This window comes from Pseudomonas sp. c313, from assembly GCF_055407145.1.
Genome location: NZ_JBUZRD010000002.1, coordinates 126,212 through 142,995 on the forward strand (window position 1 = coordinate 126,212; position 16,784 = coordinate 142,995).

The 16,784-nt window shown below is 58.6% G+C and carries 11 protein-coding genes; 7 read left to right on the plus strand and 4 right to left on the minus strand.

Annotation, left to right across the window (positions count from 1 at the left end; translation table 11 throughout):
• The first annotated feature begins 102 nt into the window (after positions 1–102).
• The 3 genes from ACZRKZ_RS05470 (at position 103) to ACZRKZ_RS05480 (ending at position 6,836) form a co-directional block, all read left to right on the plus strand.
• Entirely contained in the window at positions 103–2,079 is a 1,977-nt protein-coding gene (locus ACZRKZ_RS05470; protein ID WP_463980953.1) for a hypothetical protein, read from the plus strand.
• Positions 2,080–2,254: 175 nt separating this feature from the next.
• A complete protein-coding gene (locus ACZRKZ_RS05475) occupies positions 2,255–4,303 on the plus strand; it encodes a hypothetical protein (RefSeq protein WP_463980954.1) in 2,049 nt (682 codons plus the stop codon).
• Positions 4,304–4,571: 268 nt separating this feature from the next.
• Positions 4,572–6,836, plus strand: coding sequence for an autotransporter outer membrane beta-barrel domain-containing protein (locus ACZRKZ_RS05480; RefSeq protein ID WP_463980955.1), 2,265 nt, complete (start codon positions 4,572–4,574; stop codon positions 6,834–6,836).
• 97 nt (positions 6,837–6,933) lie between these two features.
• Here ACZRKZ_RS05480 and ACZRKZ_RS05485 read toward each other — a convergent pair whose 3' ends face one another.
• From ACZRKZ_RS05485 to ACZRKZ_RS05495, 3 genes are all read right to left on the minus strand, one after another.
• Positions 6,934–7,575, minus strand: coding sequence for a DUF1345 domain-containing protein (locus tag ACZRKZ_RS05485; RefSeq protein WP_463970017.1), 642 nt, complete (start codon positions 7,573–7,575; stop codon positions 6,934–6,936).
• Between the two features lie 90 nt (positions 7,576–7,665).
• Positions 7,666–10,764: an efflux RND transporter permease subunit gene (locus ACZRKZ_RS05490; RefSeq protein ID WP_463980956.1), complete on the minus strand. Its 3,099-nt coding sequence runs from the start codon at positions 10,762–10,764 to the stop codon at positions 7,666–7,668.
• A 19-nt stretch (positions 10,765–10,783) separates the two neighbouring features.
• Positions 10,784–11,953: an efflux RND transporter periplasmic adaptor subunit gene (locus ACZRKZ_RS05495; protein ID WP_463980957.1), complete on the minus strand. Its 1,170-nt coding sequence runs from the start codon at positions 11,951–11,953 to the stop codon at positions 10,784–10,786.
• Between the two features lie 256 nt (positions 11,954–12,209).
• On the opposite strand from ACZRKZ_RS05495, the gene ACZRKZ_RS05500 reads away from it, so the two are divergent.
• From ACZRKZ_RS05500 to nudC, 4 genes are all read left to right on the plus strand, one after another.
• Positions 12,210–12,911 (plus strand): response regulator, encoded by a 702-nt coding sequence (locus tag ACZRKZ_RS05500; RefSeq protein WP_463970020.1) that lies wholly within the window; start codon positions 12,210–12,212, stop codon positions 12,909–12,911.
• Positions 12,912–12,915: 4 nt separating this feature from the next.
• Complete coding sequence (locus tag ACZRKZ_RS05505) at positions 12,916–14,214, plus strand: ATP-binding protein (RefSeq protein WP_463980958.1); 1,299 nt, start codon at positions 12,916–12,918, stop codon at positions 14,212–14,214.
• Between the two features lie 93 nt (positions 14,215–14,307).
• Positions 14,308–15,120 carry a crotonase/enoyl-CoA hydratase family protein gene (locus ACZRKZ_RS05510; protein WP_463970022.1) on the plus strand — a complete coding sequence of 271 codons (813 nt, stop codon included), beginning with the start codon at positions 14,308–14,310 and terminating at the stop codon, positions 15,118–15,120.
• Positions 15,121–15,126: 6 nt separating this feature from the next.
• Entirely contained in the window at positions 15,127–15,960 is an 834-nt protein-coding gene (nudC, locus tag ACZRKZ_RS05515; protein WP_463980959.1) for an NAD(+) diphosphatase, read from the plus strand.
• Here the strand turns inward: nudC and ACZRKZ_RS05520 are convergent.
• Positions 15,928–16,707 carry a TSUP family transporter gene (locus ACZRKZ_RS05520; RefSeq protein WP_149414213.1) on the minus strand — a complete coding sequence of 260 codons (780 nt, stop codon included), beginning with the start codon at positions 16,705–16,707 and terminating at the stop codon, positions 15,928–15,930. The genes nudC and ACZRKZ_RS05520 overlap by 33 nt on opposite strands.
• Positions 16,708–16,784: the final 77 nt, after the last annotated feature.

The window sequence follows — 16,784 nt, forward strand, 5'->3', positions numbered from 1 at the left end:
ACAGTATCCAGAACAGGGGTTCGGGCGTTTAATTCTTTCCATAGACCGTCGCAAGTCACTGACCACCCACCATCCGTCCGCTAGACATTGAGGGGATACACCATGTTCAAGTCCAAAATAGACCCTGCTAGCGAGGGCCGCGAGATCTCGACTGAACAGGGTGTTTTTGCCCTAGACCCCATGGACATTCCAGGCGTAGATCCTTTAGATCCTAGAGGGTTGGTGCCGGCGTCGCGGATGCTGGCTGCCCTCGAAGTGAACGTACCGATGTGGAACCCGCCTCCCGAGGCGCTCGACACCCCCCATATTCTTAGCCTCTACTGGCTAAGGGGTAGTATCGAAACCAGGGTCGATATCAGAACGGTCAACGCGCCACCGCCCCCCTTGCCAGGGTTTCATTCTCTACATGTGCCGTTGAATATTCTGCGTGAGCAATCCGGCACGGTTGAACTTTACTATTCGGTCGTTGATTCATTCGGAGGTCGGACCGACCTGGATCCCAAACGAACGATCACCATTGATATGGATCGACCACAGTTGTTGCGCCCTGATGATCTCCTGGAGTTTGTTGTGGCTCCTGCACCTTTGGTGGACGAGCAATACCTGATTGATTATCCGCTGGTGGCCTTTCGCATCCCTGCTTACACGGGACGCGCCGACAAGGACCGGATCGAGTTCTATTTGTCCAACCTCCCCAACCCTCCGGCTGCCGGGCCAGATGGAACGTATGAGCTTGAATTCAGTGCGGACCCCTTGATTGCCCTCCTGCCGGCGGATGCCTTTCGGCATTTGGCAAACGGTGATGCCTATGTTTTTTTTCGCGTTTTTGATGAGGCGGGCAACTTCAGTGACCAAAGTGCGGCGTTGCCATTTCAACTGAACTTGATCCCGTCTCCAATCAACTTACCCAATCCTCAAATCACTCCACCGTCCTACGACGACTTCTTGATCAAGCGTGATGATGCTCGCGCGGGTGTGTTTGTAAGAATCACCGTCTACACCGGCTGGGCGCCAGGAGATCAGGTGGATGTGTATTGGGCCGGCCGGCGGGCCCCACGGCAACCGGTCATCAGCTTTCCTTGTGATGTGGAAATACCCTGGACGGCCTTGCGAGGGCCTATCACGGTGCCCCTGGTACCCGGGCAGGTGCCTATACGTTACGAAATCATTCGCGCCGGCCAGCCGCCTTTTCCGTCTTTCTCCACACTTATCAATGTAAACCTGACTATTGCCGGTCAAGATCATGCCAATGCACCTGCGTTGCTCAACCCTACGTTGGCACTGGTGGAAATCCGCGGGCGGAACTCGAACACACCTGGTTTCATCACCGAAGCGGACCGCGGCGAGAATGCCACTGCCAGGGTGTTTTTATACGACAACCCTCTACCAGGGCAGGTACTCAGACTGTTCTGGAATGGCGTCGGTCCGGTGGCCAGTTATACGGTGCAAGGTGGGGATATAGCCGGGCAATTAGTATTTTTTACCGAAATACCTTGGGCGTTGATTGACGGTACAGTCAATCCGTCGCTACCGGTTTACTACACCACCAGTAACGGGGTGAATGACCAGCACTCGGATATTTCCAGAGTTAATGTCAGTGTGGGTCCATTGGCGCAATATCCGATGCCGCAAGTGTCTCATACACTTTTCAACTCCTATTTGAGTTGCTGTTCAAAACCTCCGATATTCTATGGTGTCAATTGGTATGTTGCCGCCCATGATGACTTCGTTTTGAATGATGAGATCAGATTTTTCTGGCAAGGCTATAGAACCAATAACTGGGAAGACCCTATTGGAGGAACCGACTTTGGCGCGACTGCGTTCTTGACCCCGGAGCAAGTTTCCAATGGAGTGACGTTCGTAGTTTTACCTTACGAAACAAAAGTCCTACCAATGCACTCATATGGCTCGGCAACGGCTTGGTTTCAGTTGTTGCGGGCGGGCGGGGTTATTGGCGAATCCTTGCCCAGACGCATTCGGGTCGACCTGATATTCCCAGGTTCAGGCCGTCAGTGTGGCCCTGGTGATGAGTTTTGTTGCACGGACGAGGGAGTTCCTACATTGACCACGCCAGAGTAACGTCGAGTACTGACGTGGTGCCTCGCGGTTTTTTGAAGTTGCCTGATTGATATGCGTTAGATGGCGTGGCGAACTTTTGCGCCTGATAACTTATCGATTAAGTTTCTGTTCGCTACGTGAGCCAAAAGTACTTGTATGTAGAAGGTGCATTAATTTGACTGTTCGGAGAACACTCATGAAAAAGGAAACGATTGAACTGATTCGTAATTTTAACAATCAACGTGCGGTCAATCCGGGGATTCTGGCGTTGCCTGACGCCCGACTCGAAGGAGAGGTGCCGGGGTTTCCCGGTTTGATTTTTCGAGCGGTTGCGTTAGCGGAGGCAATGGCGTTTTTGATACCTCGGTGGGACGATTTCAGCACCAACCCCGCCTCCCCGGACATAGTCAGCGTGTGGATGAAACCGTTTGACGATGCTGAGTGGGGCGATCCGTTCATTAGAGTTGAAGTGTCTTCACCTGCCGCCGAATATGCGGTGAATATTGCCCAGGCGCGGCGCGGTCAAGGTCGACACCTGCTCAGGTACGAGATATTTGTCGATAACGTTGGCAACACCAGCGAATCATTGCCTCAGTTGTTGATTGTCGACCTTACGCCTCCTTACAGCAGTTTTCCCGGCCCGATTCCTGCGCCGCTGCCGCCGGCGGGGTTACCGATTCCTGCCGATCTGGACTACTTCCAAAGTCTGCCCGATGAAGCCGCGAGATTCACCATACCCGACCCCTCGGCTCATGGCGGAGGCCCAGGTAGTTGGTTGCATATCTACTACAACGGTTCGGATTACCCTTATCCGCCGAGCCCGCCTAATCCTGGGCTGGGCTGGGAACTACCGGCGGACTGGAGTTTTCCATTGCCACTTGCTGTGGTTGCAGCTAATCCTGATGGTTTACGTAGCATCAGGTACGTACTGCACGACGCCGCAGGAAACCCCTCCCCGTTGTCGGCATCTTATTCGCTGGATGTTGGGCTGTTACCTGCGCCGGCGAATCTTAGGGCACCCTTGGTTGACCTGGCATTTCCCGGCGACGGTCTGATTGATCGTGCTGACACGGCCCAGCTCAACGGCATGACCGTGCGTATTTCAGAATATTCCAACTTCCTGCGTGGAAACGACGGAGATGTCATCAGCGTCACGCTGACGACCACCCTCGGCACCCAGACCCTGGCTGATGTGCCGCTGGGCAGTAACACCTTTCCAGTCCAGATTTCTGCTGGCTACCCGACATTGCTACTGCTCTATGGCGCGACGGAGGGGCGGCAGGCAGTGACGATTTCTTACGCTATCAAGCGCAGGTCAGTGAGCTACCCATCCGCATTGACAACGACAGTTGACCTGGATCTGTTTGTTGTCGGGCCGACACCGACCAATCCGCCTGACCTGATCAATACTGATCTCAAGCCGGTAGTGGTGACAGGGGAGGATGCAACTGGCACGGAGGGGCCGCCCAATGAACTGCTCCCTGAACATGCCAACCGACCTGCCATTGCGCGAGTAGAACTATGGGATACGCCACCCACTCCTGACGCCAGGGCGTTTACCATTTATCTTTGGTATGACGGTGTACTTGCCAATACACAGTTTGTGGCGGCTGGCACGGCCAACCAAATCATTCAAATGAGTATTCCATGGAGCATCATTTCGGAGCGTGCCAATGGTACCAAGTTGGTGTACTACACCATTGGCGCAGCCGGTAGCAACAACCGACAGTTTTCACCCAATACGCCGGTCGAAGTCCAGGCAAACTTCAAGGAACTTGCGCCGCCGCAAGTGCGCTTTCTGGCAGGTTCAGGTGCCGGTATTGTCAACTGCGATAGCTTCAGGCCCAGCACTACGCCTCCTGCCCCGGACTACCTGACGATTTTTATTACCCCTTCAGAGCACTTTACGTTGAACATGGTGGTCAGGCTGCACTGGCAAGGCTACAGCGACGATGCCGGTACCATTGCGGTTCCAGGCACTGACGACTTCATAGACTCCCTTCCACTGACTCAGGCGATGTTAAATAACGGCTTTGAGCTGCGGCTGAGTCACTACATGCAATTCTTCAAGCCTATTCAACCTAACTCGGATGCACGACTTGCCGGTTCGGCCAGGCTCCACTACACCATACAACTGCCAGAGGGCCCGCTGAACTCCGCTGAAGCGATGCCTCGCGTTCGCGGCACGAGAGCAGGGGGGGCGAACGGGACTTACTGCGATGGTACGGGCGTGCCGCTGCCGTAGATCAATCAGATTGCAGTTGCCAAAGGGGACACATTGTCCCCTTTGGTTTTTTTGCGTTTTTAATACCTTGAGATGCGTCTCGCAAGGCCTATGGCAAGCAGTAACTACAAGCTGTGGTGCCTTACTAATGCGGTATGTTGGGATAAGTCCTACAGATTAGGGCGATAGCTCTGGGTAACTTTGGCGGTGTTCGGTTGGCAGGGTCCCACGCTCTTTGGTACCGGCCAGATTCTTCCGTAAAGGAACGCCACCCAGAGGTCCGTTAAAAATGTCATCCGTATTCAATTTCAAACCTACACCCTTGAGTCTTGCCTTGAAAGCCAAGGCAGTAACGCTGCTTATGCTTATGGCACATCTTGCCGAAGCGCGGGTTGTGACGGGTCCCGATGAGTATGTTCGACCGGGCCCAGCACCTGATAGTTTCGAGTTGCGCCCTGGTTCTGGCCTGACCGTTCTGGGGGTGGCCACCCGACAAATCCGTGCCCAATCTGCAACCTTGAATATCAATCCTGGCAGTAGCACTCAGGAAATTATTGCGTTCGACTCCCAGATCCGAATCAGTGGCTCTGAAGTCACGGCCCGCAACTCTGCGGATGCCGGCATCCGGGCCACTGGCAGTACTGTGTTGATCACCGGCAGCAAAGTCACCCATAACAATGGTGTCGGGCTGATCGCCGGTCGCTCTCTGGGAGGAACCGATGGTTCGACCGTCACGGTGATCAACAGCGAGATAACGGGTACCAGCCGGGGGGCCAGCGCCAGTGCTTACAGTGTGCTGGACTTCACGGGTTCCCGAGTCGAAGCGACCAATATGAACGGTGTCGGGGTGTATCTGTTTAACGGCCAAGCCCGTGCTACCAACAGTACAATCATCGGTGGCGAGAACGGGGTAAGGGTGGATATCGATCACGACCCGAGCATCACCAGCAAGCTGGTGCTCGATGGTTCCAGTGTCGAGGGTAAAAACGGTTCTGCAATCCTGGTCTCCAGCAGGACGGGAGTCGGTTCCGACGCCGATATTCAGGTGCGCAACGGCTCGACCTTGATCGCTGGCAATGGCATCCTCCTTGAAGTCAAAGATGCCTCCACTGCCAATATGAACGTCGACAACAGCTCGCTGGTGGGCGACGTTGTGGTTGAAGAGGGCAGTACCGCCAAGCTGCAGCTCAACAACGGTTCCTGGCTGACCGGGCAACTGAAGAATGTTGCGGAGCTGAGCGTCAACGAGGCTTCTCATTGGGTGCTGGTAGGCAACAGTGAAGTAGGCGACCTGAAAATGGGCGGCGGTACCGTGCACTTCGGCGGGGCGGATGAGTTTTATCAACTGGACGTCAAAAGCCTGTCCGGTGAAGGCACTTACATCATGCACACCGACTTCTCCAACGGCCAAACCGACTTCCTCAACGTCGAAGGCCAGGCCGAAGGCCGCCACAGCCTACTGCTGGCCGCCACCGGCTCGGAGTTGTCCAACGCCCAACCTGTTCACGTGGTTCACACCGAAGGTGGCGCTGGCAAGTTCTCCCTGGTCGGCGGCACCGTTGACGTGGGTGCCTTTGCCTATGGGCTGAAACAGGAAGGCACCGACTGGTTCCTCGACCCGACCCGCAAGGGCACCAGCACCAGCGCCCACTCGGTACTGGCCTTGTTTAACACCGCACCCACCGTGTTGTACGGAGAAATGACCAACTTGCGTACCCGCATGGGCGAGTTGCGCTTCAGCGACGGCAAGAGCAACGGCCTGTGGATGCGCAGCTACGGCAACAAATATGACGTGGCGGCCAACAAGAATGGCGCGGGCTACTCGCAAACCCAGAAGGGCTTCACCATCGGTGCCGATGCTCCATTGTCCGGCGGTGACGGCCAATGGCTGGCCGGTGTGATGGCCGGTCACAGTACCTCTGACCTGAGCCTGACCCGTGGCAGTAGCGGCGAGGTCAAGAGCTACTACGTCGGTACATATGCCACCTGGATTGATGCCGAAAGTGGCCTGTACTTCGACGGTGTGGTCAAGCTCAACCGCTTGCACACTGACAACAACGTGACCATGAGCGATGGCAAGAAAGCCAAGGGCAACTACGCGCAAAACGCCGTGGGTGCTTCTGCCGAGTTCGGTCGCCACATCAAGCTGGCCGATGATTTCTTCGTTGAGCCCTATGCGCAGTTGGCGACGGTAATCACTCAGGCCCAGAGCTATGACCTGGACAACGGTCTGCACGCCAAAGGCGATCGCTCAAGTTCAGTGATTGGCAAGGTGGGTGTGACGGCGGGCAAGAATATCCAGTTGGACAGCGGCAGTGTGTTGCAGCCGTATCTGCGTACCGCGTTGGCCCATGAGTTCGACCAGAGCAACAAGGTGTTCATCAACGGCCAGAGCTTCAACAACGACCTCTCGGGTTCGCGGGTTGAGCTGGCTGCGGGTATGGCGGTATCAATGTCGAAAAACCTCAAGCTGCATGCCGACTTCGAGCACAGCAAAGGCAAGGCCATCGACCAACCGTGGGGTGTCAACGTCGGTATTCGTTACGACTTCTAAAATACTCAGCTAAATAAAAAAGGAAGCTTCGGCTTCCTTTTTTGTGGGTGTGAGTTGGCTTACACCAGCACACTCAGGCAAGTAGAACCGAGCAGCCTCAACTGAACAACCCCGCCGCGATATTGATCGAGAAGCCCAGGATCGCCGTATTGAACAGAAACCCGATCAACGATTGCCCTAACACCACCTTGCGCATACTGCGGGTGGCCACGCCAACGTCGGAAGTCTGCACCGCCACGCCGATAGTGAAAGAGAAATACAGAAAGTCCCAGTAATTGGGGTTGATCGGGCCTTCGGCAAAACGCAACGCCGGTTCCTTGCCCTCACAGGTGTAATACAGCCGTGCGTAGTGAACGCTGAAGATCACGCCGATCAGCAACCACGACCCGATCACCGTCAGACCGGTAAAACCGTAATGCAGCAGGCGTGCAGTGGTGTCCAGGTCCTTGCTGCCTGCCAGCCCGAAGGCGATGGTCGCCAGGCTCGCGATGGCCGCGATGCAGACCATGAACAGCACCAGCCCGGCGTTTTCATCCTCGACCTCGGCAATGCGCTTCACATCCTCGGCCTTGGCACGGATCGTTAGCCACAGCATCAGCACCAGATAAGTCCAGACGCCGGCGTTCCAGCCCATAAGGATTTTGCTGAGGATTGAATCTGTGGGAGCCAGGATGCCAACCGCCAGGCCCAGGACGGCGGCGGAGGAAAGGCGAGGGTGGGTGCGGGCGAGGAAGGGCATGGCGCTCACAAATTCGGGATTTATGAGCACCATAGCAGGAGAGCCAGCTTCAAGCTGTAAGGGGGCTGGCGATTTCTTGCTGCTTGAAGCTTATGGCTTGTCGCTGCGCTTGCGCACCAACCTCATCACCACCACAAAGAACACCGGCACAAACACCACCGCCAGCGTCGCCGTGATCATCCCGCCAATCACACCCGTACCAATCGCCTGCTGGCTTGCCGAACTGGCGCCGGTGGCGATGGCCAATGGCACCACGCCGAGGATGAACGCCAGGGACGTCATGATGATCGGCCGCAGACGCAGGCGCGCGGCCTTGAGGGTGGCGTCGATCAGGTCTTCGCCCTGGTCGTACAGGTCCTTGGCGAATTCGATGATCAGGATCGCGTTTTTCGCCGACAGACCGATGATGGTGATAAGCCCGACCTTGAAGAACACGTCATTGGGCATCTCGCGCAAGCTCACCGCCAACACCGCACCGAGCACACCCAACGGCACCACCAGCAGCACCGAAGTCGGAATCGACCAGCTTTCATACAGCGCTGCCAGGCACAGGAACACAATCAGCAACGACAGGCCCAGCAACAGTGGTGCCTGGGAACTGGACAACCGTTCCTGCAACGACAACCCAGTCCATTCCTGGCCCAGGCCGGCCGGCAATTGGCTCACCAACCGCTGGATTTCCTCCATGGCCTCGCCGGTACTGTGCCCAGGCGACGCTTCGCCGGAAATGGCAATGGCCGGGTAGCCGTTGTAACGGGTCAACTGCGCCGGCCCCTGAATCCAGCGGGCCTCGACGAAGGCCGACAGCGGCACCATCTTCCCGGCGTTGTTGCGCACATGGATCTTCATCAAGTCAGCCACCTGGCTGCGCTGATCGCCTTCGGCTTGCACCACCACCCGCTGCATGCGGCCCTGGTTGGGGAAGTCGTTGATATAGGCCGAACCGATGGCCGAAGACAGGATATTGCCCACATCGGCAAAGGAAACCCCCAGCGCATTGGCCTGCTTGCGGTCTACTTCCAGTTGTACCTGAGGCGCTTCGGCCAGGGCGCTTTCGCGCACATTGGCCAGGATCGGGCTTTTCTCTGCGGCGGCCAGCAACTCGGTACGCGCCTCCATCAGTGCGGCATGGCCGACACCGCCACGGTCCTGCAAGCGGAACTCAAAACCACTTGAGGTGCCCAGGCCATCCACCGGCGGCGGCAGGATCGAATAGGCAATCGCATCCTTGAGCTCGGTAAAGGCCATGGTCGCCCGGTCGGCAATAGCGGCGGCGGAATCGTCGCTGCTGCGCTCAGACCAGTCCTTCAACGTGGTAAACGCCAGCGCCGCGTTCTGCCCGGAGCCGGAGAAGCTGAAGCCCATGATCATCGTCGTGTCGCCGACACCCGGCTCATTGGCGTTGTGCGCCTCGATCTGCTCGGCCACCTGCACCGTGCGGTTCTTGCTGGCACCCGGCGGCAACTGGATATCGGTGATGGTGTAGCCCTGGTCTTCCACCGGGAGGAAGGAGGAGGGCAGGCGACTGAACAACAGTCCCAGACCCACCAGCAGCACCAGGTAAATCAACAGATAACGTCCTGTGCGCTTGACGGCATAGGCCACCCAACCTTCATAGCGGTCGGTCAGTTGTTCAAACCGCTTGTTGAACCAGCCGAAGAAGCCGCCCTTGGCATGGTGGTCGCCCTTGGCAATCGGCTTGAGCAAGGTGGCGCACAGGGCCGGGGTCAAGGTCAGGGCCAGAAACGCCGAGAACAGGATAGAGGTGGCCATGGACAGCGAGAACTGCTGGTAAATGACGCCCACGGAGCCTGGCATGAACGCCATTGGCAGGAACACCGCCACCAGCACCAGGGTGATACCGACAATCGCGCCGGTAATCTGGCCCATGGCCTTGCGCGTCGCCTCCTTGGGTGACAGGCCTTCGGTGACCATGATCCGCTCGACGTTCTCCACCACCACAATGGCATCGTCCACCAGGATGCCGATGGCCAGCACCATGCCAAACATGGTCAGGACGTTGATTGAGAAGCCCAGCAACATCATGGTGGCGAAGGTGCCCATCAGCGCAATTGGCACCACCAGCGTCGGGATCAGGGTGTAGCGGATGTTTTGCAGGAACAGGAACATCACCGCAAACACCAGCAACATCGCTTCGCCCAGGGTGTACACCACCTTGGTGATGGACACTTTGACAAATGGCGAGGTGTCGTAGGGAATCTTGTATTCCACATTGACCGGGAAGTAGCGCGACAGCTCATCCATCTTCGCCCGCACCAGGGTCGCGGTGCTCAGGGCGTTGGCCCCTGGCGACAACTGCACGCTGACGGCGGTGGACGGCTTGCCGTTCAGGCGCGTGGAGAACTGATATTCCTGGCTGCCGATTTCGACCCGCGCTACATCACCGATGCGCACGGTGGAGCCGTCCGGATTGGCCTTGAGGACAATGTCGGCAAATTCGGCAGGCGTCGACAACTGGCCCTTGACCAGGATCGATGCGGTAATTTCCTGGGTTGCAGGGCCTGGCAAATCGCCGATGCTGCCCGCCGATACCTGGGCGTTTTGCGCGGTAATCGCAGCGTTGACATCAGCAGGCGTCAGGTTGAAGCCGATCAGCTTCTGCGGGTCGATCCAGATGCGCATGGCACGCTCGGCGCCATATAACTGGGCCTTGCCGACGCCGTCCAGGCGCTTGAGTTCGTTCATTACGTTGCGTGCGAGGTAATCGCTGAGCGCCACGTCATCAAGCTTGCCGTCGCTGGAGGTCAGGGTCACCAGCAACAGGAAACCGGCGGAGACTTTCTCCACCTGCAAGCCTTGCTGGGTGACCGCCTGCGGCAGGCGCGGTTCTACGGCCTTGAGCCGGTTTTGCACATCCACCTGGGCCATTTCCGGATCGGTGCCCGGCTGGAAGGTAGCGGTGATGGTGGCAGTGCCCAGGCTGCTCTGGGATTCGAAATACAGCAAGTGATCAGCGCCGTTAAGCTCCTGCTCGATCAGGCTGACCACGCTTTCATCCAGGGTCTGGGCGGACGCGCCTGGGTACACCGCGTAGATTTCCACTTGCGGCGGCGCGACGTTGGGGTACTGGGCCACCGGCAACTGCGGGATGGCGAGGGCGCCGGCCAGCAGGATAAACAGCGCGACCACCCAGGCGAAGATCGGGCGATCAATAAAGAACTGTGGCATTGTTTGTTATCCCTAATCTTTACTGGGCAAAAGCCTGGCCAGAAGCGCGGGCAAGTGGCTCGGGGCTGTCGTCGACCTGGACTTTCTCGCCGGGTTTGGCGTGTTGCAAGCCTTCAACGACGATGCGGTCACCGGGCTTGAGACCGCTGCTGACAATCCAGCGATCATTGATCACTGAGCCCAGTTCCACCGGCTGCAGGCTGACGTTGTGCTCGGCGTCCAGCAGCAACACCATGGCGATGCCGGCACTGTCGCGGGTGATGGCCCGTTGCGGCACGCTGATGCCTTGCTGGTCTACGGCTTGTTCCAGGCGTACACGTATGAAACTGCCGGGCAACAGGTCCAGGTCAGGGTTGGGGAATTCGCTGCGCAGGATGATCTGGCCGGTGCCTGGGTCGACGGAAATCTCCGCGAACAGCAGCTTGCCCGGCAGCGGGTAAAGGCTGCCGTCATCCTCGATCAGTGTGGCCTTGACCTGGTCCTGGCCGATCTGCTTCAAGTGCCCGGCGCGGAAGGCGCGGCGCAGGTCATTGAGTTCACGGGTGGATTGGGTGAGGTCGGCGTGGATCGGGTCCAGTTGCTGGATCACAGCCATCGGCGTGGCTTCGTTCTGGCCCACCAGCGCGCCTTCGGTCACCAATGCGCGGCCAATGCGTCCGGAAATCGGCGCGGTAACCGTGGCGTAACCCAGGTTCAACTTGGCCCGCTGCACCGCGGCCTGATTGGCGGCTACATCGGCGGCGGTTTGCCGGGCGGCAGCGCGAGCGTTGTCGTATTCCTGGCCGCTGATGGCATTGCCTTCCACCAGTTGGCTGTAACGCTGCTCTTGCAGGCGCGCCTGGAATGCGTTGGCCTCGGCCTTGCGCAGGCTGGCCTGGGCGCTGTCCAGATCGGCCTTGAATGGCGCCGGATCAATGCGGAACAACACGTCGCCCTGTTTGACGTCATGGCCTTCCTTGAACACCCGCTGTAGCACCACGCCGGCGACGCGTGCGCGCACTTCGGCAATGCGCGGTGCGGCAATCCGACCACTCAGCTCGCTGGTGATGGACAGGGGCTTGGCTGCAAGGGTTTCGATCCGTACCTTGGCCAGCGGCATTTCCGGGGTGCTGCTTGCGGACTTGTCACAAGCACTCAAGGCCAGTGTCAGTGCCAACAGGCAAAAAGGCGCAAACAGATTCTTCGACATGCTTATATCCCAATATTGACTGGCGCATCCTACGGGCGCCTCCGCTACAGTGCTGTGAAGCTGTGTAGGTGGTGTGTGAAGAAATGTAAGGTGCAATGCACGTGATGCGCGCGGGCGTATATCCTTCACGGCTAGCAAGCCTGGGGAGCCGGGCTTGCCCGCGATGCAGGCGACTCGGTATATCTGAAAAACCGCGGTGATGCTATCGCAGGCAAGCCAGCGCCTACAGAAACCGTAATCTCTGGAAACACCTTCAATGCCCAACATCCTCCTGGTCGAAGATGACGCTGCACTCTCCGAGCTGATTGCCAGTTACCTGGAACGCAATGGCTATCACGTAAGCGTCATCAGCCGTGGCGACCACGTGCGTGAGCGCGCCAGGCTCAATCCGCCGGACCTGGTGATCCTCGACCTGATGCTGCCGGGCCTGGATGGCCTGCAAGTCTGCCGCCTGTTGCGGGCCGACTCGGCGAGCTTGCCGATTCTGATGCTCACCGCCCGCGACGACAGCCACGACCAGGTCCTGGGCCTGGAAATGGGCGCCGACGACTACGTGACCAAACCCTGCGAGCCGCGGGTGTTGCTGGCCCGCGTGCGCACCCTGCTGCGCCGCAGCAGCCTCACTGAGCCCCAGGTTGCCAATGACCAGATCCTGATGGGCAACCTGTGCATCGACCTGTCCGAGCGTTCGGTCATCTGGCGCGATCAGGCCGTGGAGTTGTCCAGCGGCGAATACAACCTGCTGGTAGTCCTGGCCCGTCACGCCGGTGAAGTACTCAGTCGCGACCAGATCCTGCAACGCCTGCGGGGCATCGAGTTCAACGGTACCGACCGCTCGGTGGACGTGGCGATCTCCAAACTGCGGCGCAAGTTCGACGACCATGCCGGCGAAGCGCGCAAGATCAAAACCGTATGGGGCAAGGGCTATCTGTTCAGCCGCTCCGAGTGGGAATGCTGACACGATGCTCCGGGTTCTGATCCGCCTCTACCTGCTGACCATCATCACCTATAGTGCGGCGATCTACTTGATTCCAAAAGGCATCATCGAGGTCTTCCACACCCGCTACATGAGCTACAACATCGAGCAGTCCCGGGGCTTGCAAAGCCTCATCGTCAGGCAGTACCACGCCGTGTCGGTAGAGCACTGGTCCGATGTTACCGAACAGCTGGGGCGCGATTTCGCGCCGTTGAAAGTGCAGTTGCTGCACCGCCAGGACGCCAGCTATACCCCGGCCGAAGAACTGTTACTGGAGCAAGGCAAACCGGTCATCCGCCTGGGGGAGTGGGGCTGGATGGAGCAGATCAGCTCGCCGCTCAACCAGCAGTTGGCGGTCAAACTGACCATCCCGCCGGACCCGCTGGACATGAACCTGTTGTACTGGACCATGAACGTATTGATCGGCGCAGCATTGCTGGCCTGCCTGCTGTTCTGGCTGCGTCCGCACTGGCGAGACCTGGAGCGGCTGAAAACAACGGCGGCGCAACTGGGCAAGGGCAACCTCGGTGAACGCACGCAGATCCCCCCCAGTTCCAATATCGGCAGCCTGGCCGCCGTGTTCGATACCATGGCCAGCGACATCGAACACCTGCTCAACCAGCAGCGTGACTTGCTCAACGCGGTCTCCCACGAACTGCGCACACCGCTCACCCGCCTGGACTTCGGCCTGGCCCTGGCGCTCTCCGATGACTTGCCGGCCCCCAATCGCGAGCGTTTGCAGGGCCTGGTGGCACACATCCGTGAACTGGATGAACTGGTGCTGGAATTGCTTTCCTACAGCCGCCTGCAAAACCCGGCACAACTGCCGGAGCAGGTGGAGGTGGTGCTCGACGAGTTTATCGACAGCATCCTGGGCAGCGTCGACGATGAACTGGAAAACCCCGAGATCGTCATTGATGTGGCGCTCGATTGCGCTGTGGAACGCTTCACCCTCGACCCGCGCCTCACCGCCCGCGCCCTGCAAAACCTGCTGCGTAATGCCATGCGCTATTGCGATCAGCGAATTCAGGTGGGGGTCAAGGTGTGTCCCAAGGGCTGTGAAATCTGGGTGGATGACGACGGCATAGGTATTCCCGAAGATCAACGCGAACGAATTTTCGAACCGTTTTACCGGTTGGATCGAAGCCGTGACCGTGCAACCGGTGGTTTTGGGCTGGGGCTGGCAATCAGCAGGCGGGCACTGGAAGCGCAGGGTGGGACGTTGCAGGCCCAGGCATCGCCGTTGGGCGGAGCGCGGTTCAGGTTGTGGTTACCCACTGTGTAGTCCCGCTTTTGGCCGATGCACAGCCTTACCCCCCACCACACAGCCTTGTTATAGTTCGGCCCTTATCTCAGCCGCCAGTCAAGGATCACTGCCATGTCCGAATACCAAGCCTTTGTTGTCGAACTCAACGACAACATCGCCCATGTGCAGATCAACCGTCCGGAGAAGATCAACGCCATGAACGCGGCGTTCTGGACCGAAATCATCGACATTTTCCAATGGGTCGAAGACACCGACGCCGTGCGCGTGGTGGTGCTCAGCGGTGCGGGCAAGCATTTTTCCTCCGGTATCGACCTGATGATGCTGGCCTCGGTGGCCAATGAGTTTGGCAAGGACGTCGGCCGCAACGCGCGCCTGCTGCGGCGCAAGATCCTGCAACTGCAAGCCTCGTTCAACGCTGTCGACAACTGCCGCAAGCCGGTACTGGCAGCGATTCAGGGCTACTGCATTGGCGGTGCCATCGATCTGATCAGCGCCTGCGATATGCGCTACGCCGCCGACGATGCGCAATTTTCCATCAAGGAAATCGACATCGGCATGGCCGCCGACGTTGGCACCCTGCAACGTCTGCCTCGGATTATCGGCGACGGCATGCTTCGTGAACTGGCCTACACCGGCCGCACCTTCGGCGCCGAAGAAGCGCGCAGTATTGGCCTGGTCAATCGCACCTACAGCGATCAACAGAGCCTGCTGGCCGGGGTGATGGACATTGCTCGGGAAATCGCCGCCAAATCGCCGATTGCCGTGACCGGCACCAAGGCGATGATCAGCTATATGCGTGATCACACCATCAATGACGGCCTGGAATACGTTGCCACCTGGAACGCAGCTATGCTGCAATCGAACGACCTGCGCGTGGCCATCGCGGCCCATATGAGCAAGCAGAAACCCGAATTCGTGGATTGACTGAACATGACCCCAGGCTGGATTACCACAACGTTGCTGGACAATGACACGCCTGGCGGCTGGGCCGTAGCCCGTAGTCGCGAGGGCTTCCTGCGCGATGACAACGGGCCGCTGTTCCCCAGGGAATGGCTCAAGCGCCAGGACTTGTCAGTGTTTGCCGAACACGGCATCGGTCATCTGAACGGCGAACCTGTGTACCTGCTGGAACTCAACAGCCCCAGCGATGTGCAGGGCTGCAGTTGGCAGGGCTTGCGCGCCTTCATGCTGCAAGGCGATCACACCCTGTACAAAGTCCTGGGTTATGCCGCGCAAATCGGCACCTGGGCCCGTGAACATCGCTTCTGCGGCAGTTGCGGCCAGGCCATGCTCCAGGTTCCACGTGAGCGGGCGATGTATTGCCAGGCTTGCGACCTGCGCAGTTACCCGCGTATTTCGCCGAGCATGATCGTATTGGTGACCCGTGGTGACGAGATCCTGCTGGCCCGTTCGCCGCGCTTCGTCACGGGCGTCTACAGCACCCTGGCCGGGTTCGCCGAGCCTGGGGAATCCGCCGAAGACTGCTTGATCCGCGAAGTGCGCGAAGAGGTGCAGGTAGAGGTAAAGAATATCCAGTACGTGGGCAGCCAGTGTTGGCCGTTCCCGCACTCGATGATGCTGGGGTTTCACGCCGAATACGCGGGTGGCGATATCGTGCCTCAGGCCGATGAGATCGAGGACGCGCAATGGTTCAATATCCGCGAACTGCCACCGTTGCCAGCATCCCGCTCGATTGCCCGCTACCTGATCGACCTCTACCTGGCCCAGCGTTTAGGCCACGCTGAACCAGTGCTGCCAGGCTAGGCGCACGGTAAGGCCCAGGACCACGGTGATAAACACCGGGCGAATGAATTTGGCGCCGCCGCTGATGGCACTGCGGGCGCCAAAGAACGCGCCCACCATCACCGAAAAGCCCATGCTCAAGCCGACAACCCAGTCCACCGAGCCGTTGAAGATAAACACCGACAAGGCCGCCGCGTTACTGACGAAGTTCATGCTGCGGGCCACGCCGCTGGCCTTCACCAGATCAACGGGATACATCAGCAGGGTGCTGACGGTCCAGAATGCGCCCGTACCCGGCCCGGCCACACCATCGTAGAACCCCAGGCCAAAGCCCTGGGTCGACTGCCATTTCTTCTTGATCGGCGCATCAGCGTCCAGCGGCGCCTTGGGTGTGCCGCCGAACAACAGGTACACGCCGCAGCCGAAGACGATCACCGGCAACATCTTGTTCAGCCATTCGGCCGGCAGGTAGTGGGCAACGACGGCCCCAACCAAGGCGCCGATCAAAGTGCCGACGATGGCGTGTACCCACTGGCGTGGATGAAATAGCTTGCGGCGGTAGAAGGTGAAGCTGGCGGTGGCCGAGCCGAAGGTCGAACTCAGCTTGTTGGTGCCCAGCACCATATGGGGTGGCATGCCTGCAGTGAGCAGTGCGGGGGTGGTTAACAGACCGCCACCCCCGGCAATGGCATCAATAAAGCCGGCGACAAAAGCAACAACGACCAGAATGGCCAGGGTGGTGAGGTCAACGCTGAGTTCGAAAGGCATGGAGGCGACTTATTTTCGGCGAGGCGCAGAAAAGGGCTGCGCGAAAGGCCGATATCTTACCTATAACCTATTCCTGC

What these genes read in the sequence shown, in the direction of transcription:
- ACZRKZ_RS05470 (WP_463980953.1), top strand. Translation starts at nt 103, where the DNA reads ATGTTCAAGTCCAAAATAGACCCTGCTAGCGAGGGCCGCGAGATCTCG.
- ACZRKZ_RS05475 (WP_463980954.1), top strand. Translation starts at nt 2,255, where the DNA reads ATGAAAAAGGAAACGATTGAACTGATTCGTAATTTTAACAATCAACGT.
- ACZRKZ_RS05480 (WP_463980955.1), top strand. Translation starts at nt 4,572, where the DNA reads ATGTCATCCGTATTCAATTTCAAACCTACACCCTTGAGTCTTGCCTTG.
- ACZRKZ_RS05485 (WP_463970017.1), bottom strand. Translation starts at nt 7,575, where the DNA reads ATGCCCTTCCTCGCCCGCACCCACCCTCGCCTTTCCTCCGCCGCCGTC.
- ACZRKZ_RS05490 (WP_463980956.1), bottom strand. Translation starts at nt 10,764, where the DNA reads ATGCCACAGTTCTTTATTGATCGCCCGATCTTCGCCTGGGTGGTCGCG.
- ACZRKZ_RS05495 (WP_463980957.1), bottom strand. Translation starts at nt 11,953, where the DNA reads ATGTCGAAGAATCTGTTTGCGCCTTTTTGCCTGTTGGCACTGACACTG.
- ACZRKZ_RS05500 (WP_463970020.1), top strand. Translation starts at nt 12,210, where the DNA reads ATGCCCAACATCCTCCTGGTCGAAGATGACGCTGCACTCTCCGAGCTG.
- ACZRKZ_RS05505 (WP_463980958.1), top strand. Translation starts at nt 12,916, where the DNA reads ATGCTCCGGGTTCTGATCCGCCTCTACCTGCTGACCATCATCACCTAT.
- ACZRKZ_RS05510 (WP_463970022.1), top strand. Translation starts at nt 14,308, where the DNA reads ATGTCCGAATACCAAGCCTTTGTTGTCGAACTCAACGACAACATCGCC.
- nudC (WP_463980959.1), top strand. Translation starts at nt 15,127, where the DNA reads ATGACCCCAGGCTGGATTACCACAACGTTGCTGGACAATGACACGCCT.
- ACZRKZ_RS05520 (WP_149414213.1), bottom strand. Translation starts at nt 16,707, where the DNA reads ATGCCTTTCGAACTCAGCGTTGACCTCACCACCCTGGCCATTCTGGTC.